This is a genomic window from Pseudomonas chlororaphis subsp. piscium (assembly GCF_003850345.1).
Taxonomy (GTDB): Bacteria; Pseudomonadota; Gammaproteobacteria; order Pseudomonadales; family Pseudomonadaceae; genus Aquipseudomonas; species Aquipseudomonas piscium.
Map to the genome: position 1 here is coordinate 5,041,877 of NZ_CP027707.1, position 23,295 is coordinate 5,065,171.

Consider the following 23,295-nt stretch of genomic DNA (forward strand, 5'->3'; position numbering starts at 1 on the left):
GACCCGGCCCTGCCGACCAGGTCCGCCTCCCCTGGAGTCAACCCAAGACTTCACTCAATGGAATGAAGTTGACCCAATCGCCCTCAACCAGCGTTCGCTCTTCCAGCACTTCGACCAGCCCCTCGGCCCAGGCGGCACTGCGCAGGACCCCGGAACTCTGGTTCCGGTAGATGACAGCCCTACCCTGCTCCAGACGTCCCCGCAGATACTCTCGGCGGTTCCCCGGCTTCGGCCAGGCAAATCCAGCCGGAACCTGGAACTGCAAGGGTTGCAGCTCCTTCACTCCCTGGCGCCGCAAAATATAAGGGCGGGCCAGCAAGGCAAAGGTCACCAGCGTCGAGGCCGGATTACCAGGCAGGCCGATTACCGGCACACCGCGAAAATGCCCGAAGGTCAACGGCTTGCCCGGCTTGATCGCCAGTTTCCAGAGGGCCAGTTCACCCTCTTCTCTTAAGGCAATGCCCAGGAAATCCGCCTCGCCCACCGATACACCGCCGGTGGACAGAATCAGATCCACATCCGCCAGCTCGGCAAGGCGACGCCGGGTCGTGGGCAGATCGTCGGGCAGGATTCCGCCGTCGACCACCTCGCAGCCCAGACGCTGCAACCAACTGCACAGCAGGACACGGTTGCTGTTGTAGATCTGCCCCGGACCGAGCGCCTGCCCGGGTTCTACCAATTCGTCGCCAGTGGAGAGCACAGCGACCCGCACGCGGCGCACCACATCCAGCTCCGCACAGCCCAGGGAAGCAGCGAGCCCCAGTTCGATCGGCCCCAGCTGCGTCCCGGCCACCAGCACACACTCGCCGACCGTGGTTTCCTGGCCTTGTGGACGAATGTTCTGCCCGGCGCCGAGAGGCTCGGTAAAAGCCACCCGCCCATCGTCCTGGACCTGGGCGTTTTCCTGCATTTCCACGCAGTCGGCGCCCGCCGGAACCGGCGCACCGGTAAAGATGCGCGCACAGGTGCCAGGCGCCAAAGGCTCGGGGGCCTGACCAGCAAAGATGCGCTGGCTGACGACAAGGGGCTCGCCGTTCCAATCTGCGGCACGCAAGGCGTAACCGTCCATGGCGCTATTGGGCCAGGGCGGAAGGTCCAGGGTGGAAACCAGATCGTCGGCCAATACCCGGCCTTGAGCCGCCGCCAGCGGCAGCCGCTCGCGCTCGAGAATGGGAGTAGCCTCGGCCATCTCCAGCAAACGGGCCAGTGCGACCTCGACCGGCATCAAGGCACCGGTCTTGCCCGGCTTACCCACGGGATTCACAAGGCGCGGCCTGTTTCAGGTGCGTGACGAAATTGCACGGCCGGTGCCGCGAATCCAGCTGTTCGGCGAGGATGCCGTCCCAACCGGTACGCACCGCGTTGGTCGAGCCCGGCAGGCAGCACACCAACGTGCCGTTGGCCAGGCCGGCCAGGGCTCGGGACTGCACGGTGGAAGTGCCGATGTCGGCAACCGAGATCTGGCGGAACAACTCGCCAAATCCGTCGACCTGTTTGTCGAGCAGGCAAGACACGGCTTCCGGGGTGCTGTCGCGGCCGGTGAAACCGGTGCCGCCGGTGATCAGCACCACCTGGACCAGATCGTCGGCGATCCAGGTCGCCACTTGTGCGCGAATCTTGTAGAGATCGTCCTTGAGCAGGACGCGCGCGGCCAGGTTATGGCCAGCAGCGCCCAGACGATCGACGAAGACCTGGCCGGATGTATCGGTCTCCAGGGTCCGGGTATCACTGACAGTCAGCACCGCGATATTCAGAGGTGCAAAAGGTACATCAGCCTTGGCTTTCATAGGCTCGATCCAGTTGTAGGAGAAACAGCCCGGTGTTATATCACAGCGCTCTCTTTGACCGCCCCTGTGGAGACGAGCCATGACCCAGCGCGCAGATTTGCCACCCTGCTCCATTCTGCTCCTGGCCGGTGGGCGCGGCCAACGCATGGGCGGAAGGGACAAGGGGCTGATCGAGTGGCAGGGCCGGCCATTGATCGCCCACCTGCATCGACTGACCCGCGGCCTGAGCGATGACCTGATCATTTCCTGCAACCGCAACCGGCAGCAGTACGCGCCTTTTGCCGATCAACTGGTGCAGGACGAAAGCAATGATTTCCCGGGGCCGCTGGCAGGTATTCGTGCCGGATTGGCCGTCGCCCGGCATGCCCATCTGCTGGTGCTGCCCTGCGACGTACCGCGCATCGACGCACACCTGATCGACGCCATGCGACAAAGCGCCGCCCAGCACCCGGCCAGACCACTGATGCTGCGCCATGGCGAGCACTGGGAACCCTTGCTGTGTATCATTCCGCGCGCACTGCTCGGCACCTTCGAGGGCGCCTGGCAGAAGGGTGAACGCAGCCCCGGACGTATCATGCGCGGGCTGGATGCTCAGGCCCTGCAATGTCCGGCAAACGATCCACGATTGGCTAATCTGAATACACCAGAGCTGTTAAGCCAGCAGCACGGCGTGTCAGAATGCCCTTAACTCAAGGAACTTGCAGGCGTTGTATACGTCTCAAGCACAGCAACTAAAAGTATTCATCTCGGAGACACATAATGATTCAGCGGACTCTCGCCACTCTCATGCTTGCACTGGGCCTTGCCACTCTCGCCGGTTGCGCATCGCCTACTGTGATCACCCTGAATGACGGTCGCGAAATCCAGGCCGTCGACACGCCGAAATACGATCAGGACTCCGGCTTCTACGAGTTCGAACAACTGGACGGCAAACAAACCCGCATCAACAAAGATCAGGTTCGTACGGTAAAAGAGCTGTAATCCATACCGTTACAGCCTTGAATGCATAAAGCCCGCTTTCGCGGGCTTTATCGTTTCTGGATGCAGCAAGCAGTTGCCGGGATTACCACTGCAAGGTGATCCGGCTCTCGAACTCACGCTCCTCACCGGTCAGCGGGTCGGTAAAGCGCAGCCCCTGGGCCAGCAGCTTGAGCGGCTTGGCGTAATCGTCCTCCACATCCTTGAGCGCATCGGGATAGAACGGGTCGTTGCAGATCGCCGCCCCCAGCGCACTCATGTGCACCCGCAACTGGTGCTTTTTGCCGGTCACCGGATACAGCCCATAACGCCAGAGATCACCGTTCTCTTCCCGGACCTCCAGCGCCGTTTCCGTATTAGGGGTGCCAGGCCCTTCCTGCATGCGAAAAAAAGGCTCGCCATCGACCAAACGGCTTTTATGCACCCGCGGGAACTCAAGACCAGGCAAGGCCGGTGCGATGGCCTCGTAGCGCTTGTCGATCCTGCGCGTCGGAAACAGCGACTGATAGGCCGAGCGGCTTTGCGGATTGGCCGAAAACAACACCAGGCCCGCCGTATGCCGATCGATGCGATGCAAAGGCACCAGGTGGGGATTGTCCAGGCTGCGGATCAGGCGGCGCAGCAAGGTTTGCTCGACATATTCCCCCGCCGGGGTGACCGGCAGGAAATGCGGCTTGTCCGCCACCACCAGGTGTTCATCGACGTAGAGGATCGATTCCTGCACCGGGATGACCTTTTCGTCGAGCACTTCACGGAAATAATGGATGCGCAGGCCTTCGCGGTACGCCAGGTCAATGCCGATCGGCAGCCCCTGCCCATCGAGCACCCGGCCGCGGGCGATCCGGCTCAGCCACTGTTCGCGGCTGATGGTGCTGAAGTGATCACACAGGCAGTCCAGTACGGTTGGCCATGACCCGGGGGGTAGGTACAGGGTGCTGGCCTGATGCTGTGCGGCGGAAAAAGCTACGGAGGACATACAAAAGCTCGAGCGGACAATGCAGAGCGGCATTATCCAGCATGGGTCCCGGGGAGCCTAGGAGAGTTTCCCCCTTCGGGACCAACGACTAGGCGCGGGCCACGCCGACTTGCGCGGCGGCATCGGTAAACTCCTTCAGCCAGCGCAACACATCGACCGCTTCCCAACGGGCCGGGTCATACAGTGCATACAACAAGCCTTGATACCCCACCACGTCCAGTTGCCGGTGATAACCCGCACGCTGGAACAGGGCTTCGATTTCGGCAAAGCAGGTATTGAAATGCAGCTTGTTGAACGGCGTCTTGCCTTCCGTGACCAGGCCGTCCAGGCGCAGTTCGAGTACCGCTTCGCGCACCACATCGGCGGACATGCGGTTCACACTGCTCTTCAATTGTTCGACATTGACCATCATCAGTCCTTCTACCCTCTCATTTCATCCACTGAGCACACGCCCCGCACATCGGTATCAGCCACGGCCGACATAACTGACCACCCACAACACCACGCCCCAGATTTGCGCCGAGTCCCGATCGTCCAGGGGGATAGGTGCAATCGAAGGTCGCGCCGCCTTGAGCAGCATCCCGCCCTTGGGGTCGGGAGCCAGCAGGCGCACGCCATAGGCTTCTTCGCCATCAAGATGGGCCACCACATACTGATCCACCGCCGGGGCCGCCGAACGATCGACGATCAGCCGGTCGCCGGGATAGATCCCGAAGCCCAGCAGGCTGTCGTCATCCACCAGCACCGCACGGATCTGCGGCGCTCCGAGACCCACGGTGCGATCCAGCGAAAAACCGCCTTCGAACTTGAGCCCGGCAGCAAACCCATCATGCCCCGCATGCTCGGGCGACAGGTGTTGCAAACGCTCGGCGCGGGCGAGGATTGTGAGAGACATGGCGAACCATCCCGATAACTGTACGCATATACAGTAACCGAATAATCGGGATCCCGCCAAGGGATTGCAGCGAAGGCGACAAACGGAAAGTGTCGTGCCAGCGACAGCCGGCTCAGCGCAGGAAGGCCACCACCTGCTCGGCATCGAACGGCCAGCCCAGCTCGGCGCCACTGTCTACCCGGCGCAGGACCGGGATACGCAGGCCATACGCCTCGAACAGGGTTTCGTCTTCCGCGATATCCACCAGCTCGACCAACAGCCCGTGCTCCACCAGCGGCATCAACTCCGCCTCGGCGAGTTCGCACAGGTGGCAGCCCAGGGTGCCGAACAGCTGACATTCAGGAGGCATGACATACAGACCGAAAAGAGACAGGCGCTTATTCTAGGCCCGCGGGAAAAAGCCGTCGACCGATGAACACGGCAGCGTGCGCTCATCGTCGGGCATTCTGCCAAATAGCTGATGCAGGTCAGCGTCGCCAACTTGCGGTTGAGCGACCCTCGCGGCTTTTTTTGCCTCTACGCTCTGTATTTCAACCCGCCGCCGGAGATGCCTGTGTTTGCCAATCTGTTGATCATCCTTGCTTCATCCCTGGTGGTGATCGCCCTGTTCCGGCACCTGCACCTGCCGCCCGTGCTGGGCTACCTGTGCGTGGGCCTGCTGGTGGGGCCGACCGCCTTCGGCTGGGTCAACGACAACGAAAACCTGCCTGACCTGGCGGAGTTGGGGGTGGTGTTCCTGCTGTTTTCCCTGGGGCTGGAGTTTTCCGTATCGAAAATGCTGGCCCTGCGCCGGGTGGTCTTCGGCCTGGGCAGCTTGCAAGTGCTGTGCAGCGGCGCCGTCCTCGGCGGCCTGCTGATCCTCGCCGGCGGGCCGCTGACCCCGGCGCTGCTGCTCGGCGCGGGCCTGGCGTTGTCCTCCACCGCCATCGTCAGCAAGGAGCTGGGCAGCCTCGGGGAGATCTTCAGCAGCCACGGGCAGAATGCGATCGGCGTGTTGCTGTTCCAGGACGTGGTGGCGGTGCTATTGCTGACCCTGGTGCCGGTATTCGCCGGCAACACCGAACAGGCCTGGTACTGGGCCCTGCCCCTGACCCTGGGCAAGACCGCCCTGCTGTTTATCGGCCTGGCGCTGGCCAGCCGCTGGCTGCTGCCACGGCTGTTCCACGAGGTGGCCGCCTCCCATTCCGCCGAGCTGTTCGTGCTGCTGGCCCTGGTCATCGTCCTGCTGACCGCCTGGCTGACCCACCTGCTTGGCCTGTCCCCCGCCCTTGGTGCGTTCCTTGCCGGCATGCTGCTGGGGGAAAGCCGCTACCGGCACCAGATCGAGGCCGATATCCGGCCGTTCCGCGACATTCTGCTGGGGCTGTTTTTCGTCAGCATCGGCATGCTGATCGACCTGCAACTGTTCGCCAGCCATGCCCTGTTGATCCTCGGCCTGACCCTGGCCCTGATGCTGATCAAGGGCGCAGTGGTGGCGCTGTTGCTGAAGCTGCGCGGCAGCGACGGCGAGACGGCCTGGCGCAGTGGCCTGGCCCTGGCCCAGGGTGGCGAGTTCTGTTTTGCGCTGATGGCGCAGATGCAGCAGAGCCAGTTGATGCCGGCTGAACTGAGCGGCCTGCTGCTGGCCGCGACCTTCTGTTCGATGCTGCTGACCCCCTTGCTGCTGCGCGCCGCCCCGGGCCTTGCTGCGCGCCTGCACCGCAAGCCGAACCAGGAGGCCCACCTGGAAGAAATCAGCGCCCTCAACGCCGGATTGCAGGCGCACGTGGTGATCTGTGGATATGGCCGCGTCGGCCAGTCGATCGGCCGCTTCCTGCGCCGCGAACAGCAGCGCTTCATTGCCCTGGACGACGACCCGGTGCGGGTCCAGGAAGCCGCGGCCGGCGAAAGCTGCGTGCATTACGGCGACTCCCGCCGCGCCGAGCTGCTGGCGGCGGTCGGCCTCGAACGCGCGCGGCTGCTGGTGATTGCCGTGGACAAGACCGACATCGCCCTGAACGTGCTGAAAAGCGCGCGCCGGATCAACAGCGAAGTGCCAATCCTGGTGCGCACCCGGGATGACAGCCAACTGGCCGAACTGAAGGCCGCCGGCGCCAGCGAAGTGGTGCCGGAGCTGCTGGAGTCGAGCCTGATGCTGGCGTCCCATGCGCTGGTGATGCTCGGGCTGCCGGAACACCAGGTACAGGCCAAGGTCGATGAAGTCCGCCACAGCCGCTATCGCCTGCTGCATGGTTTCTACCATGGCGCGCAGACCGACCTGCTGGACAATCGCGGCCAGCCGCGGGTGCTGATGCATGCGGTCAATCTCGGCAGCGCGGCCCACGCCTGCGACCTGGCCCTGGGCGAGCTGGCGCTGGAACAATTGGGCGTGGATGTGCAAGGCGTGCAGCGCGATGGCCACGACCTGGAGTTGGCCGCCAGCACCCTGCTACAAGCCGGCGATACGGTGTTGATGTCCGGCCCGCTGGCGGCCATCGAGGCGTCGGAGGCGCGCCTGCTCGGCGGCCAATGATCAGCGGCAAACGGCCCTGGCAGGGGATTCCGGCCAGGGCCACAAGGCCTCAGTCCTGGCTGACCGCGCCGATCTTGTGCAGCGACAGGTCGGCGCCGTAATACTCCTGCTCCTGGGTCAGGCGCAGGCCGCAGAGCACCTTGATCGCGCCATACACCAGGAAGCCGCCGACCAGCGCTACCAGCACGCCCAGGCCAGTACCGATCAACTGGCTGATCAGGCTGACACCGCCCAGGCCACCCAAAGCGCTCTGGCCGAAGATGCCGCAGGCGATACCGCCCCACACGCCACACAAACCGTGCAGCGGCCAGACACCTAGCACATCGTCGATCTTCCAGCGCGTCTGGGTGGCGATAAAGCACCAGACGAACAGCGCGCCGGCAATCGCCCCGGTAATCAGCGCCCCCACCGGATGCATCAGATCGGAGCCGGCGCAGATCGCCACCAGCCCGGCCAGCGGGCCGTTGTGCAGGAAGCCCGGGTCGTTGCGCCCGACGATCAGCGCCGCCACCGTGCCGCCCACCATGGCCATCAGCGAATTCACCGCCACCAACCCGCTGACCGCTTGCAGGGTCTGCGCGCTCATCACGTTGAAGCCAAACCAGCCGACAATCAGGATCCAAGAACCCAAGGCCAGGAATGGAATGCTCGACGGCGCGAACGCCACCAGCTTGCCGTCGCGGTAGCGGCCATTGCGCGGCCCGAGCAACAGCACCGCGGCCAGCGCCAGCCAGCCGCCCATGGCATGCACTACCACGGAACCGGCAAAATCATGGAAGCCCGCGCCGAAGTGCTCCTGCAGCCAGGCTTGCAGGCCGTAGTTGCCGTTCCACACCAGGCCTTCGAAGAAGGGATAGATAAAGGCCACGATCAACGCCGTGGCGCAGAGCTGCGGGACGAACCGCGCACGCTCGGCGATACCGCCGGAAATGATCGCCGGGATGGCCGCGGCGAACGTCAGCAGGAAGAAGAACTTCACCAGCCCGTAGCCGTGATCGGCACTGATCACCGCCGCCGGCTGCAGGAAGCTGACGCCGTAGGAGATCCAATAGCCTATAAAGAAATAGGCCAGGGTCGAGACCGCGAAGTCGCTGAGGATCTTCGACAAGGCGTTGACCTGGTTTTTCTGGCGCACCGTGCCCACCTCGAGAAAGGCGAAGCCGGCATGCATGGCCAGGACCATGACCGCGCCGATGAGGATGAACAGGGTATTGGAACCATGGACCAGAGTGTCCACAGCGCTTTGCAGATTTTCCATGGAATGGGCAGACCTGATATTCAGGAAAAAGCCGCGAGCCGCTCGAAGGTTTTTTGCACCAACTTGGCACCCAGGGTCCTATCGACCCACGGATTACGACCCATTTTGGCGCGACGCTTTTTCGAGTGGGATGTATCGCTCGGGGTGTTTCCATAAGTGTTGATTTTTTAGGGTAAGGTTTTACCTGCCATGCACCGCATCCTGCGCGCTTTCGGCGCAACCACCCGTGTTTACGCACCAGGACAAAGCAAAAGCTGTACCAGACAATTGCACTGAACCTTCGCGCAAGCCTCATACTCGAACCCTTCAGAACGCCACTACGGAGATAACCATGGCCAGCAAAACCACCAAGACAGCTCAAGAAACACTGATGGCGGACTTTCAGGCACTGGTCAGTGACACGGAACGTCTGCTGGAACACACCGCCACCCTGGCCGGCGACCAGGCGGACGAATTGCGCACGCAGATTCACGACAGCCTGTTGCGCGCCCGCGAGACCCTGCAACTGACCGAGCAATCGCTACGCGAACGCGGCCAGGCAGCGGTCACCGCCACCGAAGACTATGTGCAGAGCAACCCCTGGCAAGCAGTGGGCATCGCGGCGGGCGTGGGCTTTCTGATCGGCCTGCTGGCGACCCGGCGCTGATATGGCTATCGATGAATCCGGCTCCGCAGCGGGTCAAGGCTCTTCAACGCGGCGCCTGGGCGCGGCTTTCCTCGGTTTGTTGCACAGTCACGTCGAACTGTTCGGCATCGAGTTGCAGGAACAGAAGGCCAGGACCGTCAGCCTGCTGCTGTTCGCCGGGCTGGCCCTGGTGTTCGCCCTGCTGCTGTTGATAGGCCTGTCGGCGCTGGTGCTGATCCTGTTCTGGGACACCTATCGCCTGCCCGCCATCATCGGGCTGTGCGCCTTCTATACGCTGGCGGCGCTGTTCTGCGCCATGCGCCTGAAGGCGGCGATTTTCGACGAGTCCTCGCCCTTCCATGCCACCCTTGAAGAGCTGGCCAACGACAGGGAGCGCCTGCTGCCATGAGCCTGCCCGACATCCCGCAAACCAATTCCCGGCGCGAGATGCGCAAGGCTCTGATCCGCCTGCGCATGGAAATGCATCGCCAGGAAATCCGCCACGAATCCCAGCAGTTGCTGCAACCCTTGCAGCGGGTCCGTGGCCTTGGCCAGAGCTGGCAACAGGGCTTCGGCATCAAGCACGCGCCGTTGTGGGGCGTGGCCGCCGTGACCCTGTTGGGGTTTCTCACCGGCAAAGGCGCCAAGAGCGGCAGCGTCAGAAGCTTCGCCCGGCTGGTGCGGCTCAGCGCCGGCCTGTTGCCGCTGATCAAACTGATCATGCAAGGTTCTTCGAGCAAGCATTGAGCCGGCGCTATCTGGCTGCATTCTTGCAATCATTGCCGCAATAGCTGCGCTCCCGACCTCTCTCACGAGAGGTCGGGTTATGCCTGCCTGTTGCGTCGGCGCAGCGCCAAGATCAACAAGATCAACCAAGGAGGCCCCGTGATCGACGGGCAACCGCTTGCCTGCTTTCAACCCTTCATCGACACCGCCACCGGCCGCATTGCCGGTGTCGAAGCCCTGGGCCGCCTGCGTCAATCGAACGGCCAACTGTTGTCGGTCGGCCCATTGTTCAACGATTCCCGGACCTCCTCCACCGCCCTGCGGCGGCTCGACCGGCTGATTCGCGCCGACGCCCTGAGCCGCCTGCATGAAGCGCCCCCGGACTGGTTCCTGAGCATCAATATCTCGCCCCGCTGGATCAGCCGCCTGCGCGCCGGCCAGCCGTTGCCAAGCCTCAGGCAATTGCAGCAACAGGGCGTCGATCCGCGGCGCGTGGTCTTCGAAATCACCGAGCTGAGCGGCAACAGCCAACGCCTGAGCGAAGTGGTGGCGCGCTACCGCGAAGCCGGCGCGCGGATCGCCATCGACGACTTCGGCGCCGGCTACTCCCAGCTCGACCGGGTGCTGGCCCTGCAACCGGACATTCTCAAGCTCGACATGCGCCTGTTCCAGGCCGCGGCCCGTGGCGGGCCCAGCAGCGATGTGGTCAAGGCCCTGGCGCAGATGGCCGAGAAAACCGGCTGCTGGATCATCGCCGAGGGGGTCGAGAGCGAACCCGAACTCAACTTCGCCCTGGAATGCGGCTCGCGGTATGTCCAGGGTTTCCTGTTTGCCCGGGCCGAGCAGGCGTTCTTCGCCAGCGATGCTTTCGTCGCGCCTTTTGCCCGGGTGCGCCAGCGCTATGTACAGCAGAAACTGGCCGAGCGCGGACGCCTGATGCAGATGCGCCAGCAACTCGCGGAACTGATGACCCTGCTGCAGGAGTGGGCCCAGGCCCGGGCCCCGATCGAGCGGTTGCCCCAGCTGGATGCCTTTCCCTGGCTGCTGCGCTTCTATCAATGCGATCGTCACGGCACCCAGCTGACGCCGAACCTGGAATGGCGCCACAACCGCTGGCAGGCCGACCACAGCTATGTCGGCCACAACTGGTCGTGGCGTCCGTACTTCTATCACCTGCTGGCCGAAGGCTGGGACGAGCGGCGGCTGACCCTGTCCAACACCTACCGCGATGCCACCAGCAACCAGTACTGCCTGACCGCCGGGCAGTTCTTCGACAATGGCCAGCGCCTGCTGCTGATCGATATCGATGCCGCGGGGCTTTAGTTCCACTTGCAGGCTTGGGCGCGAACCGGGAAGCTAGCTCATCAGTCATTCGACGGAGAGACCCCGCCTTGGATTGGCATACCCTGCTTACCCGCGAACGCCTTGGAAAACCGCTGCACAGCTCTGAAGAGCTGGGCCGCAGCCCCTTCCACAAGGACCACGACCGCATCATTTTCTCCGGGGCCTTCCGCCGCCTGGGTCGCAAGACCCAGGTGCACCCGGTGTCCAGCAACGACCATATCCACACGCGCCTGACCCACTCCCTGGAAGTCAGTTGTGTCGGTCGCTCCCTGGGCATGCGGGTTGGCGAGACCATTCGCGACGCCCTGCCCGACTGGTGCGAACCCAGCGACCTGGGGATGGTGGTGCAATCGGCCTGCCTGGCCCACGACATCGGCAACCCGCCGTTCGGCCACTCCGGCGAAGACGCGATCCGGCACTGGTTCCAGCAGGCCGCCGGGCGCGGCTGGCTGGACGCCATGAGCGAAAACGAGCGCAACGACTTCCTCAACTTCGAAGGCAATGCCCAGGGTTTCCGGGTGCTGACCCAGCTGGAATACCACCAGTTCGACGGCGGTACGCGGCTGACCTACGCCACCCTCGGCACCTACCTGAAGTACCCCTGGACCGCGCGCCATGCCGACTCCCTGGGCTACAAGAAGCACAAGTTCGGCTGCTACCAGAGCGAACTGCCGTTGCTCGAACAGATCGCCAACAAGCTCGGTCTGCCGCAACTCGAGGAACAACGCTGGGCCCGCCATCCGCTGGTGTACCTGATGGAAGCCGCCGATGACATCTGCTACGCCCTGATCGACCTCGAGGACGGGCTGGAAATGGAGCTGCTCGACTATGCCGAAGTCGAGTCGCTGCTACTCGGGCTGGTAGGCGACGACCTGCCGGAAACCTATCGCCAGCTCGGCCCGCGGGACTCGCGCCGGCGCAAGCTGGCGATCCTGCGCGGCAAGGCCATCGAGCACCTGACCAACGCCGCCGCCCGGGCCTTCGTCGAACAGCAGGACGCCCTGCTCAGCGGCACCCTGCCTGGCGACCTGGTGGAGCACATGCACGGCCCGGCCAAGCGTTGCGTGCTCAACGCCAAGGACATCGCACGCAAGAAGATCTTCCAGGACAAGCGCAAGACCCTGCACGAGATCGGCGCCTACACCACCCTGGAAATCCTCCTCAACTCGTTCTGCGGCGCCGCGCTGGAACAGCATGGCGGACGCACTCCGTCATTCAAGAACCGGCGGATTCTCGACCTGCTGGGCAATAACGCGCCGGATCCGAACGGCTCGCTGCACGCCTCCTTCCTGCGCATGATCGACTTCATCGCCGGCATGACCGACAGCTACGCCAGCGAGATGGCCCGGGAAATGACCGGGCGTTCCAGCCCGCAATGACCCGCCGTTGAACGGCTGCCTCGCGTTATCGAGGTGGCCGTTCGAGCGGTTTTTCGTGAGCCGGCAACTAAGGGATTCCCCTAGTCCCTTATCAGGCAATATCCTGACGCGGTCGTTACTTCAACTTTGATCACCTGCCTGTTTCACACGGCTCGACAGTGCCGCTCACTTCCACCCAGTTCGCCAGATATCATCCGCTAGGTACTATTCCAGACAGCTTTCTGGCATCTAGAGCACTTGCTCTATAACTAGCGATATCGACCGACATATGTAGCTGAACAATCAATCCAACTAGCCTGAATTAAACAGACCGTTAACGATACAACCAAACATCCTACCTTTACCTTTCGATACATCTGCCCCTCCCTCAGGCCGAAACCCTTGCAATACAAGGGCCCTGCAGGGTTCCGTGCGATTACAAATTCCGTACAAATCGACTTTATCGTTTCCGCTAGTCTCGACCCCTAATGAGCTAACAAAGATTAATTTCGCTCTTCGACAGCTCGTTCCCCTTGCATGACCCTAGGCCGGATGATCGGCAGCAAAACAAATAGCAAGCAAACTAAGTACTCTCATTCAAACTCCAGCCAATCTGTTAGTTCAGTAGATATTTTCAAAATAATTTCATCCCTCGCTGTAACAAAGAGCGCGCCCAGGACTCAAGCGTCAAAATGGAAGTGAGTACACGGAATGAATCCGTGTCGATAAGTTGTTCCCGCACTTCCTCGTCCGATTTTCACTATTAAGGATGTCGAGTGCCCTATACGTCCTCACGTCACCCAAGCTGTCACACCGGCCTGCGCCGCTGGTTGCTGCTCTCGCTGCTGACCGGGGCCCTGCCGGTGGCCGCCGCCGATATGCCACAACCGGGTCAGGAAGCCCTGCGCCTGCAGCAACAGCAACAGCGCGACCTGCAACAACTGCAACTGGAACAGCGCCAGCGCCAGTTGCAGCGCGGCAGCTTCGGTACCCCGGCAGTCACTCCCGCCGAAACCGCCCAAGGTGGCGAGGATGAACACTGCTGGGCCCTGAGCGGCACGCGGATCGCCGGCGTCACGCTGTTCAAGAAAGACCGGCTGAACCGCCAGCTCGAACCCTATATCGCACCCTGCATGGGGGTGAACGGGATCAACCGCCTGCTGGCGCAGATCACCCGGATCTATGTCGAGGCCGGCTACATCGCCAGCCGCCCTTACCTGAGCAGTGCCCCAGCCGCCGGCCACTCCCTGGATATCGTGGTCGACGAAGGTTATGTCGAGGCCGTCGAACTGGCCGATCAGAGCCTGCCGGTTTCGCTGGCCGGGGCCTTTCCCGGCATGCTCGGCGAACCGCTGAACCTGCGCGACCTGGAACAGGGCCTGGACCAGCTCAATCGCCTGCGCTCCCTGGACCTGACCGCCGATATCGCCCCCGGCAGCCAGCCCGGCGCCTCGCGGATCATCCTGCGCCCGCGCAGCAGCGGTGCCTCGCGCTGGGCCCTGGGGCTGGGTGTGGATAACCTCGGCAGCGCCAGCACCGGGCGCGACCGCAACGCCATCAACCTGAGCCTCGACAGCCCGCTGCAACTCAACGACGCGCTCAACCTGAACTTCAGCGACACCCTCAACCACGGTCCGCGCTACAGCCGCAGCACCAGCGTCTTCTACTCGATCCCCTACGGCTACTGGACCTACAGCCTGTTCGCCAGCCATGCCGAGTACCGGGCACCGTTCAAGCTCAGCAGCGTGACCTTCTACAACAGCGGACGCACCGACCTGCTCAGCCTGCGCGCCGACCGCGTGCTGTGGCGCGACCAGGGCCACCAGTTGAGCGCCAACCTGCAACTGGCCCACAAGGACGTCGACAGCTACCTGCAAAAAGCCCGCATAGGCATCCAGAGCCCGACCCTGACCGTGGCCGAAGCCGGGCTCAACCTGTTCTGGCTCAACAGCGCGGTGTGGAACCTGGACTTCAACTACGCCCAGGGCCTGACCTGGTTCGGCGCCGACCGCGACTCGCAACAGGTGCAGAAAAACCTGCCGCAGGCGCAGTTCCACAAGTACCGCGCCAGCCTCAGCCAGTGGCGCAATGGCCGCTTCGGCAGCCAGCCCTGGCAGTGGCAGAGCCAGCTGTCGCTGCAATACAGCCCCGACCCGCTGCCGGCCATCGAACAACTGCTGGGCACCGATGACTCCGCCGTGCGCGGCTATCGCGAGAACAGCGCCTCGGGCGCCATCGGCGGCATCTGGCGCAACACCCTGCGCCTGCCGTTGCAGAACGATCTGCCCGTCAAGCTGACCCCGCGCCTGGCCTTCGACCACGGCCGGATCAAGGCGCAAGAGGGAGCCAGCAGCGAGCGCCTGAGCGGCGCCAGCATCGGCCTGAACCTGAGCTGGAAGAACCTGCAAGTCGATGTCGACTACCAGCACAGCCTGGAAACACCCCAACGCTTTCACCATGAATCGCCCACCTGGCTGACCCGCCTGAGTGTGCAGATCTGAGGTCCCGCGAACCGTGCACCAGCCTGAAGAAAACAGCCGAGCCTGAACACCACAGCAGCGTTGCAACGAACAACGCGCATTGCCACTCGGCCCACACATAGAGAGCTTCTTATGCCCGACAACACATCAGTGTTTCACCTCTCCCCCAGGGGCAAACTGCGCCTGGCCATCGCCAGCCTGCTGCTGGTCTCCCACCTGCCGCAGGCGCTGGCCGGCGGTATCACCGTGGTCGAAGGCCCGGGCGGTATCCCGCAGCTGCAAAACCAGAACGGCGTGCCTATCGTCAACATCGTCGCGCCCAACGGCGCCGGGCTCTCCCATAACCAGTTCCTCGATTACAACGTCGATCGCCAGGGCGTGGTGCTGAACAACGCCCTGCAATCCGGAGCCTCGCAACTGGCCGGGCAATTGGCCGCCAACCCGCAGTTCCACGGCCAGGACGCCAGCGTGATTCTCAACGAGGTGATCAGCCGCAACACCTCGGCGCTCAACGGTCCCCAGGAGATCTTCGGCCGCGCCGCCGACTATGTGCTGGCCAACCCCAACGGCATCTCGGTCAACGGCGGCAGCTTCATCAATACGCCGAACGCCAGCCTGCTGGTCGGTCGCCCAGAGCTCAACGACGGCAAGCTGCAAGCCCTGAGCACCCGTGACGCCAAGGGCCAGTTGACGGTCGAGGGCAAAGGCCTGAGCAACGACAAGGGCAGCATCAACCTGATCGCCCCGCGCATCGACAGCCAGGGTGCCCTCACTGCCGGCAACCAGCTCAACCTCACCGTCGGGCGCAACCGCGTGGACCCGGCCAGCGGCAAGGTGCTCAGCACCGACCCGGCCGGTAACACCAAGGAGCAGCGCATCGACGCCAGCCTGTTCGGCGCCATGCAGGCCGGACGCATCAACATTGTCAGCACCGCCGAAGGCGCCGGCGTGCGTGTCGGCGCGGTGCAGGTCAAAGGTCGCGACGGTGTGGATATCGCCTCCGCCGGCGACCTGCATATCAGCGGCCAGGCCAAGCCTGACAGCCTCGATGCCATCCGTGCCGGCGTGCACAGCAGCCAGGGCGACGTGCAGTTGCGCAGCGGCCAGGACCTGACCCTCGCCGCCACCGATGTCAGCGCCCGCGACGTCAAGCTCGACGCCGGACGCAACCTCACCCTGAGCGCCATCGAAAGCCGCAAGCTCCAGGAAAAACGCGAGCAGTGGAGCAACAGCACCATCGGCATCACCTGGGAAACCTACGACCGGACCCTGACCGACAGCGACAGCCGTCAACACGGCAACCAGCTGACCGCCAGCCGCGATGCCGAGCTCAAAGCCCGCGCCAACACCGAACTCAAGGCCAGCCAGGTCAAGGCCGGCAACAACCTGAAGGTCGAGAGCGGCGCCGACCTGCGCCTGACCGCCGCCACCGAAACCCACGAACAACGCGACCAGGGCCACCACCGCAAACACCTGTGGAAAGCCGACTGGGACAAGTCCAGCAGCGAGCAACGCAGCATCACCAGCCAGCTTGAGGCCGGCAACGACCTGCAACTGACCAGCAGCAAGCAGCTGCAACTGCAGGGCGCCGAACTGGCCAGCAACAATATCCAGCTGACCGGGCGCCAGGTGGACATCACCAGCGCCAGCCGCACCCAGAGCAACAGCGACAAGTCCTACTCCGGCGACCTGGTCGGCGGCAGCTTCTTCGGCAAGAACGGCGACGGCGACAAGGGCAAGACCCTGAACAAGGGCAGCAAGGTCAACGCCAAGGGCGACCTGATCGTCAAGGCCGACGAAGTCCGCATCAGCGGCAGCCAGGCCCGTGGCGGCAAGCAGGCCAGCGTGATCAGCGAAAAAGGCTCGCTGACCATCGACGGCGTGCAGGACCGCTCCCACGACAACAGCTACAGCAAGGACAGCAAGTTCTTCGGCATCACCAAGGACGAAAGCCGGCAGAACCGCAAGGACAGCACCACGGTCACCAGCGACCTGCGCTCGGACAGCAACCTCGAACTCAAAAGCGCCAAGGACATCGCCCTCAGCGGCGCGCAAGTAACCGCGACCGGCAAGCTCGAAGCCAAGGCTGACGGCGACATCAAGATCGACTCGGCGCAGGACACTACGCAGAGCGAAAAAACGACCCACACCCGTGGCTTCGACGCCTATGCCAAGGAAAATGCCCCAGGCACCCGGCAATACCGCGCCGGCGTACGTTACGAAGACCAGCAGGAAACGGTCAAGACCAACGACACCCAACAACAGGGTTCGAGCCTCAGCGGCGGCAGCCTGGAAGTCGCTGCGGGCGGCGACCTGAGCATCAAGGGCAGTGACCTGAAAGCCACCCACGGCGATGCCAGTCTCAGCGGCAAGCAGGTCGAGTTGCTGGCCGATCACGACCAAAAGAGCAGCAGCACCGACACCCGCACCACCGGCGGCGGTTTCTACTACACCGGCGGCCTGGACCGCGCGGGCAACGGTGTGGAGTTCGCCCACAGCAGCACCCAGGACACCCGCGACACCAGCACCGCTAACACCACCGGCATCACCGCCAGCGGCAACCTGACCATCAAGGCCGGCAACACCCTGGTGACCGAGGGCGCCCAGGTCAAGGCCGACGGCAAGTTGCAGGTGAACGCCGAACAGGTCGACAACCGCGCGGCGCACAACACCGAGTCCACCAGCCACAAGGAAAACACCTGGACCGCCGATGTCGGTGCCAACGTCGAATACAAGGGCCTGACCCGTCCGGTGGAAAAAGCCATCGAAGGCGTGGCCCAGCGCAAGTTCCATCAGCCGGGCCTGCTCGATGCCCTGGAACAACCCAACGTCGGCCTGGACGTGGAAGTCGGCCACCAGAACAAACAGCGCACCGAGCAAGGCAGCACCGCCGTGGTCAGCCAGTTCAAGGGTGGCCAGGTGGAGGTCAAGGTAGCCGGCCAGTTGCAGGATGAAGGCAGCCGCTACGAGGCCACCCAAGGCGCGCTGAAGATCGACGCCGGCAGCCAGGTGGCCAAGGCCGCCAGCGATACCCACAGCAGCAGCGAGCAGGCGCTGGACGCCAAGGCCGGCGTGCGGGTCTACACCACCACCGGTGAGGACCTGAACCTGCGTGGCAGCGGCGCTGGCGGCAGCAACGACAAGCGCAGCGACAGCAGCAAGGCGGTGGTCGGCAGCTATGTCGGCAAACAGGGCGTGGACATCGCGCTGAGCGGCGATGGCCAGTACGAAGGCAGCCGCTTCGATGGCGGTGAAGCCGGCGTCAAACTGCACAGCGGTGGCGAACTGGCGCTGAACCAGGCCAATGACCGCCAGAACAGCAGCGACTCCAGCCTGCGCGGCGACGCCTCGCTCACCGTCGGCAGCGCCCCGGGCGCCAACGGCAATAACCTCAACCTCGGCGCCGGCGTACAACTGGACCACAAGCGCCTGGACCAGCAGGACAGCCAGGCGCGGGTCGCGACCATCCAGGGCAAGGGCCCGGTCGAGTTGACCAGCGGCGGCGACCTGATCCTGCAAGGCACCACCATCGGCAGCAAAGACGCCAAGACCGGCGACATCAGTCTGAGCGCCGGCGGCAAGCTCGACCTGCAGGCCGCGGTCGACACCCACAGCAGCCAGGGCAGCAACCTCGGCGGCGGCCTGACGGGCGGCGCCAGCAAGACCAGCAGCGAGCAGAGCAGCGGCAAGAGCGCCAACCTGAGCGCCAACTTCAACATCGGCCGGGTCTCGGAGCAGGACCAGAAGCAGACCGGCGGGCAACTGCACAGCAATGGCCAGGTAAAACTCACCAGCGGCTCCGACAGCAACACCGCGCTGCACTTGCAGGGCACCCAGGTCGAGGGCAAAAACGTCATCCTCAGCGCCGATAAGGGCGGGATTTACCAGGAGTCGGCGCAGTCCACCCAGGCCCACAACAACTGGGGCCTGACCCTGGGCGCCGGCGGCAATGGCGGCAAGACCACCCGGGCCGACGCCGGTGAACACGACTCGCCAAAAACCGATCGCGGTATCCACGCCCGGGCCAAGATCGACGTCGAACAGCTGCACAGCAACACCCAGCACAACAGCCTGATCAAGGCCGACCAGGTGACCCTCATCAGCAACGGCGACACCCATCTGGCGGGTGCGCGCATCGACGCCAATCAGGTGGACGGACGGATCGGTGGCGATCTCAAGGTGGAGAGCCGCAAGGACCAGCTCAGCAGCACCACCGTCAACCTCGACGCCCGCCTGGACGCCGAGAAGAACCAGCCAGGCGTGGTCGACAAGCTGACCAAGCAGACCGGCCCGCTCAAGGACAAGCTGCAGGCCAAGGCCGAAGGCGGTTTCGACAAGCACCGCGAGAAGCTGGAAAACGTCGTCGACAAAGGCACCGAGCGCCTGGTCGCGGCCAAGGACAACCTGGTGAACAAGGCCGAAATCGCCAAGGAGCGCCTGGGCGAGAAATTCACCCGCAGCGGCAGCTACGACGTCAACCCGGAACCCAAAGGCGCCTTCGGTCGCGGCGTGGACAAGGCCAAGGGCTACCTCGCCGACAAGACCGAAGCCTTGGGTGATCGCTTCTCCAGCCTCAAGGAACGGGTCTGGCCGAAAACCAGCGACAGCTACGCCGTCAGCGAGAAAACCGGCGCTGGCAGCAAGCTGACCAACACCGCGGAAGGCGTGCTGTTCGGCGACAAGAGCGGCAACACCTCCTACACGCCAACCCTGAACCTGAATGTCAGCCGTCAGAGCAAGGACAGCGTGGCAGAGGCTTCAGGCATCAGCGGGACCCAGGGCGTGAACCTGCAAGTGTCGGGCGAGACTCGCCTGAGCGGCGCGCGGATCGGCGCCAGCGAAGGCAAGGTCGACCTCGGCGGCTCGACCGTCAGCACCACTGCCCTGGCCGGTACGGATTACCGCGCCGACGTCGGGCTGAACCTGTCGAAGTCGCCGGTCAACCTGGCCCTCGGCGCCAAGGATGAGCTGACCCGCAAGCAGGACGAGGCCACCCAGAAGGATCAGGCGTTCAACCTGGGGCCGCTGCGCGTCGGCGGCCATAGCGACAGCCAGCTGCTGCAGGCCGGCATCGATCAGAAAGCGCCCTGAGGCAAGCGCTCCGTGATCGGCTGCCCCTCCATGAACGGGGGGGCAGCCTTGCCCAATGCCCTTCTCTCCTCCCCTTTATTGCCCTGCGAAAAACTGCACTAAAGCTCCAACATCTTCTTACCTTTTACATGGCCGGATACTCATTCCTACTTTCAACTGAAAAACCGCTGTAATCCGAAACCGTCTTTCATGTAAGAACTGCCTTATTGTCCCCAACCCCGCCTTAACCCGCATATATCCACTGTCCTGCCTGCGCTAAGGTCCAACCCTGTATTTATTCCCACGGGTTTGACCATGAGTTCTGTGTTCATCATCGACGACCATCCCGTTATCCGACTGGCCATCCGCATGTTGCTGGAACATGAAGGTTATAAAGTCGTCGGCGAAACCGATAACGGTGTCGATGCCCTGCAAATGGTTCGCGACAGCATGCCGGACCTGATCGTGCTCGATATCAGCATTCCCAAGCTCGACGGTCTGGAGCTGCTGTTGCGTTTCGGCGCCCTGGACAAGTCGTTGCGGGTGCTGGTGCTGACGGCGCAGTCGCCGGCGCTGTTCGCCGCGCGCTGCATGCAGGCCGGGGCCTGCGGCTATGTGTGCAAACAGGAAGACCTGAGCGAAGTGCTCAGCGCCATGAAGGCCGTGCTGTGCGGCTACAACTACTTTCCCAGTCACGCCCTGCAAACCCCACGTCAGGATGAAACGGCAAACAACGAACTGAGCCGCTTGATGTTGCTCAGTGATCGGGAATTGATGGTGTTGCAACTTTTTGCCAAGGGCAGCACCAGTACGCAAATAGCTAACAGCATATTTCTCAGTGGCAAGACCGTCAGTACCTATAAAAAAAGAATCATGCATAAACTTCGCGCGACTTCCATGGCGGAACTTATCGAGTTGGCACAACGTCACGAACTGGTGTGAGGAACAGGATGTTCAAACCCATTCTTTATTATTTAACCCTAATGGCCACGACAGTCTCGGTGGTGCTGTTTCTGGGCTTGGTCGAGGCCGGGCAACGGGAGCCCGGAATAACCTCCGCCCACCCGTGCACCGATACGGCGCCTTGCGCCGAACCAACCGCCGCCCCGCCCCTCGATAACGGCCACCGCGGGCTGCTCCTGCTCGCTGGCCTGGGGCTTGGTGTGCCGCTGCTGGCGTCCCTGGGCTGGAATGCCTGGCTGCACCGGCGCCTGACCCGCCAGCAACAGGCCACCCATGACTTCAGGCACCAGTTCGAACTCATGCAGGCCTGGGTCGACGGCATGCCGCATCCGACTTACGTGCGCGACCGCAAGGGCCTGCTGCAAGGCTGCAATGCCAGCTACCTGGAGAGCTTCGCCGCCCGGCGCGAAGAGCTCATCGGCAAAACCCCGTTGCAGGGCCCCATGGGCGATCCCGAGCAGGCCCGCGAATATCACGCCGACTACCAGCGGGTCATGGCGCAAGACCGCCCGCTGCTGCGTGACCGGCCACTGCGCCTGAATGGACAGGAGCTGACCGTCCAGCACTGGGTTGTGCCCTATCGGGATGCGCGCGGTGAGATCCAGGGCATCCTCGGTGGCTGGATCGATATCAGCGAACGCCATCGGCTCAGCGACAACCTCAGGGCCGCCCGGCAACAGGCCGAAGCGGCCAGCAAGGCGAAAAGCGCTTTCCTGGCCAGCACCAGCCACGAACTGCGCAGCTCCATGAATGCACTGAGCGGTGCGCTGGAACTGGTGCTGCAGCGCTCCGACTGCCAGTCCCGGGATCGTCCGGTCATTGAAATGGCTTATCACTCGGCCCGGGCGATGCAGACCCTGGTCGACGATACCCTCGATATCGCCCGCATCGAATCAGGCAGCCTGGCGCTGAGGCCCGAATGGCTCGACCCGCGCGCCCTTGTCGAGTCCATCGTCAGGGAGTTCGACGGCCAGGCCCGGGAGAAGCACCTCAAGCTGCTGCCGAGCTTCCACTGCAGCGTCGAGCCGGTCGATGTGCGGCTCGACCCGCTGCGTTTCAAACAGGTGCTGGGCAACCTGCTGCACAACGCGATCAAGTTCACCGAACAGGGCCAGGTCAAAATCCATCTCGACGTGCAAGCGGCCACGCAGCCGCAACAGGTGCAGTTGATGCTGCAAGTGACGGACAGCGGCATCGGCATCGATGAGCAGGATCAGCATCGACTGTTCGAGCCCTTCTTCCAGACTCAGGCTCGTACCCTTTCCCGGCCTGACGGCGCAGGGCTGGGCCTGACCCTTTGCCGTCACCTCTGCGAACTCATGCAAGGCAGGCTGCAACTGACCAGCCAGCCGGGCATAGGCACCGAAGCCCGGGTCCTGTTGCCGCTGGCCTGTCAGCCTGCGCGAGAGCCCGCGGCCATCGTCGAGCCACTTATTGCCCATGCCACCCGGGCCTTGAACGTACTGGTGATCGATGACCATTCGGCGGACCGCATGCTGCTGAGCGAACAGCTGCGCTTCCTCGGGCACCGCTGCCGCACCGCCGAAGACGTCGAGCAAGGCTTCGAACTCTGGTGCAAGGGGTTCTTCGACCTGCTCATCGTCGAGTGCAACATGCCGGGCATGAACGGCTACGAGCTGGTCCGCGCCATCCGCGAGCATGAACACCTGGAGTCCCGCGCGGCCTGCCGGGTATTGGGGGTGACCGCCAGCGCCCGGCCGGAAGAAAGACAGCAGTGCAAACAGGCCGGCATCGATGACTGCCTGTTCAAGCCTGTCGGCCTGGCGAGCCTCAGCCATAAACTGGCGGGCCTGCAACCGCGGCCCTGGAATGGCGTGTTCAGCCTGAAGGCGCTGCGCACCCTGTCCCGCGGCAAACCGCAGTTCGCCCTGCGCATCCTTACCGAACTGCTGCATTGCAGCTATCGGGACCGCCAGCAACTGATGGCCCTGCCCTGCGAGAGGCCGCCCCAGGCACTGGCGGAGCTCGCTCACAAGATCAAGGGCTCGGCCTTGATGGTGCAGGCAAAAGACCTTGAAACGCAGTGCGAAGCCCTTGAGCAGGCCGTTCTGCAAGGCGCGGACAGGCAAACCCTGATGCAACACCGAACCGCCCTGGAACAGGCCATGCTCAAGCTCGAACGGGCCCTGCTGTGGCAGATCGATCAACAGCACAGCACGGCCACGACCTGAGCCCATCAGCAACGCAGCACCTTGTATTGCAGCCAGTTGCCAGACAGATATCAAAAAGCCACTATCCTGTCAGTCGGCCCCAAAAGCCTCATGGCGAGCCTCCGCCTGGCTGCAACTCGCAACGTCCCCGG

General features: G+C 63.5%; 19 protein-coding genes. 12 read left to right on the forward strand and 7 right to left on the reverse strand.

Features of this window, described 5'->3' with window-relative positions:
* Nucleotides 1-37: 37 nt before the first annotated feature.
* Together C4K38_RS22545 and moaB are read right to left on the reverse strand one after the other, a co-directional pair.
* Nucleotides 38-1,225, reverse strand: a complete 1,188-nt coding sequence (locus C4K38_RS22545; RefSeq protein WP_164487047.1) for a molybdopterin molybdotransferase MoeA — start codon at nt 1,223-1,225, stop codon at nt 38-40.
* 22 nt (nt 1,226-1,247) lie between these two features.
* Nucleotides 1,248-1,787 carry a molybdenum cofactor biosynthesis protein B gene (moaB, locus tag C4K38_RS22550; RefSeq protein WP_025805452.1) on the reverse strand — a complete coding sequence of 180 codons (540 nt, stop codon included), beginning with the start codon at nt 1,785-1,787 and terminating at the stop codon, nt 1,248-1,250.
* 79 nt (nt 1,788-1,866) lie between these two features.
* On the opposite strand from moaB, the gene mobA reads away from it, so the two are divergent.
* Nucleotides 1,867-2,475, forward strand: a complete 609-nt coding sequence (gene mobA, locus C4K38_RS22555) for a molybdenum cofactor guanylyltransferase MobA (protein WP_053280282.1) — start codon at nt 1,867-1,869, stop codon at nt 2,473-2,475.
* A 71-nt stretch (nt 2,476-2,546) separates the two neighbouring features.
* Nucleotides 2,547-2,768, forward strand: coding sequence for a YgdI/YgdR family lipoprotein (locus C4K38_RS22560; protein ID WP_025805455.1), 222 nt, complete (start codon nt 2,547-2,549; stop codon nt 2,766-2,768).
* Between the two features lie 82 nt (nt 2,769-2,850).
* Here the strand turns inward: C4K38_RS22560 and C4K38_RS22565 are convergent, their stop codons facing one another.
* The 4 genes from C4K38_RS22565 to C4K38_RS22580 all read right to left on the reverse strand — a co-directional run bounded on the left by C4K38_RS22565 (nt 2,851) and on the right by C4K38_RS22580 (nt 4,985).
* Entirely contained in the window at nt 2,851-3,741 is an 891-nt protein-coding gene (locus C4K38_RS22565; protein ID WP_053280283.1) for a pseudouridine synthase, read from the reverse strand.
* An 88-nt stretch (nt 3,742-3,829) separates the two neighbouring features.
* Nucleotides 3,830-4,150: a hypothetical protein gene (locus C4K38_RS22570; RefSeq protein WP_053280544.1), complete on the reverse strand. Its 321-nt coding sequence runs from the start codon at nt 4,148-4,150 to the stop codon at nt 3,830-3,832.
* 57 nt (nt 4,151-4,207) lie between these two features.
* The gene (locus C4K38_RS22575; RefSeq protein WP_053280284.1) at nt 4,208-4,636 is read right to left on the reverse strand and encodes a S24 family peptidase; all 429 of its coding nucleotides are present in this window, start codon (nt 4,634-4,636) and stop codon (nt 4,208-4,210) included.
* Between the two features lie 112 nt (nt 4,637-4,748).
* Nucleotides 4,749-4,985: a glutaredoxin family protein gene (locus tag C4K38_RS22580; protein ID WP_025805459.1), complete on the reverse strand. Its 237-nt coding sequence runs from the start codon at nt 4,983-4,985 to the stop codon at nt 4,749-4,751.
* Nucleotides 4,986-5,189: 204 nt separating this feature from the next.
* On the opposite strand from C4K38_RS22580, the gene C4K38_RS22585 reads away from it, so the two are divergent.
* Nucleotides 5,190-7,148 (forward strand): monovalent cation:proton antiporter family protein, encoded by a 1,959-nt coding sequence (locus C4K38_RS22585; RefSeq protein WP_053280545.1) that lies wholly within the window; start codon nt 5,190-5,192, stop codon nt 7,146-7,148.
* Nucleotides 7,149-7,197: 49 nt separating this feature from the next.
* On the opposite strand, the gene C4K38_RS22590 is transcribed toward C4K38_RS22585, so the two are convergent.
* Nucleotides 7,198-8,406 carry an ammonium transporter gene (locus tag C4K38_RS22590; protein WP_025805462.1) on the reverse strand — a complete coding sequence of 403 codons (1,209 nt, stop codon included), beginning with the start codon at nt 8,404-8,406 and terminating at the stop codon, nt 7,198-7,200.
* A 331-nt stretch (nt 8,407-8,737) separates the two neighbouring features.
* Here C4K38_RS22590 and C4K38_RS22595 point away from each other — a divergent pair, with 331 nt between their 5' ends.
* The 9 genes from C4K38_RS22595 to C4K38_RS22635 all read left to right on the forward strand — a co-directional run bounded on the left by C4K38_RS22595 (nt 8,738) and on the right by C4K38_RS22635 (nt 23,164).
* The gene (locus tag C4K38_RS22595; RefSeq protein ID WP_025805463.1) at nt 8,738-9,052 is read left to right on the forward strand and encodes an ElaB/YgaM/YqjD family protein; all 315 of its coding nucleotides are present in this window, start codon (nt 8,738-8,740) and stop codon (nt 9,050-9,052) included.
* 1 nt (nt 9,053) lies between these two features.
* Complete coding sequence (locus C4K38_RS22600; RefSeq protein ID WP_053280285.1) at nt 9,054-9,440, forward strand: phage holin family protein; 387 nt, start codon at nt 9,054-9,056, stop codon at nt 9,438-9,440.
* On the forward strand, nt 9,437-9,778 hold the full coding sequence (locus C4K38_RS22605) for a hypothetical protein (RefSeq protein ID WP_053280286.1): 342 nt from the start codon (nt 9,437-9,439) through the stop codon (nt 9,776-9,778). The genes C4K38_RS22600 and C4K38_RS22605 overlap by 4 nt, the downstream gene beginning before the upstream one ends.
* A 138-nt stretch (nt 9,779-9,916) precedes the next feature.
* A complete protein-coding gene (locus tag C4K38_RS22610) occupies nt 9,917-11,080 on the forward strand; it encodes an EAL domain-containing protein (RefSeq protein WP_053280546.1) in 1,164 nt (387 codons plus the stop codon).
* 68 nt (nt 11,081-11,148) lie between these two features.
* Nucleotides 11,149-12,480 (forward strand): deoxyguanosinetriphosphate triphosphohydrolase, encoded by a 1,332-nt coding sequence (locus C4K38_RS22615; protein ID WP_025805468.1) that lies wholly within the window; start codon nt 11,149-11,151, stop codon nt 12,478-12,480.
* Nucleotides 12,481-13,235: 755 nt separating this feature from the next.
* A complete protein-coding gene (locus tag C4K38_RS22620; protein WP_081001583.1) occupies nt 13,236-14,960 on the forward strand; it encodes a ShlB/FhaC/HecB family hemolysin secretion/activation protein in 1,725 nt (574 codons plus the stop codon).
* A 111-nt stretch (nt 14,961-15,071) separates the two neighbouring features.
* Nucleotides 15,072-20,030 (forward strand): hemagglutinin repeat-containing protein, encoded by a 4,959-nt coding sequence (locus C4K38_RS22625; RefSeq protein ID WP_053280288.1) that lies wholly within the window; start codon nt 15,072-15,074, stop codon nt 20,028-20,030.
* A gap of 294 nt (nt 20,031-20,324) precedes the next feature.
* Complete coding sequence (locus C4K38_RS22630; protein ID WP_007931447.1) at nt 20,325-20,951, forward strand: response regulator transcription factor; 627 nt, start codon at nt 20,325-20,327, stop codon at nt 20,949-20,951.
* A gap of 41 nt (nt 20,952-20,992) precedes the next feature.
* Nucleotides 20,993-23,164 (forward strand): ATP-binding protein, encoded by a 2,172-nt coding sequence (locus tag C4K38_RS22635; protein ID WP_231998595.1) that lies wholly within the window; start codon nt 20,993-20,995, stop codon nt 23,162-23,164.
* The last annotated feature ends 131 nt before the right edge of the window (nt 23,165-23,295 follow it).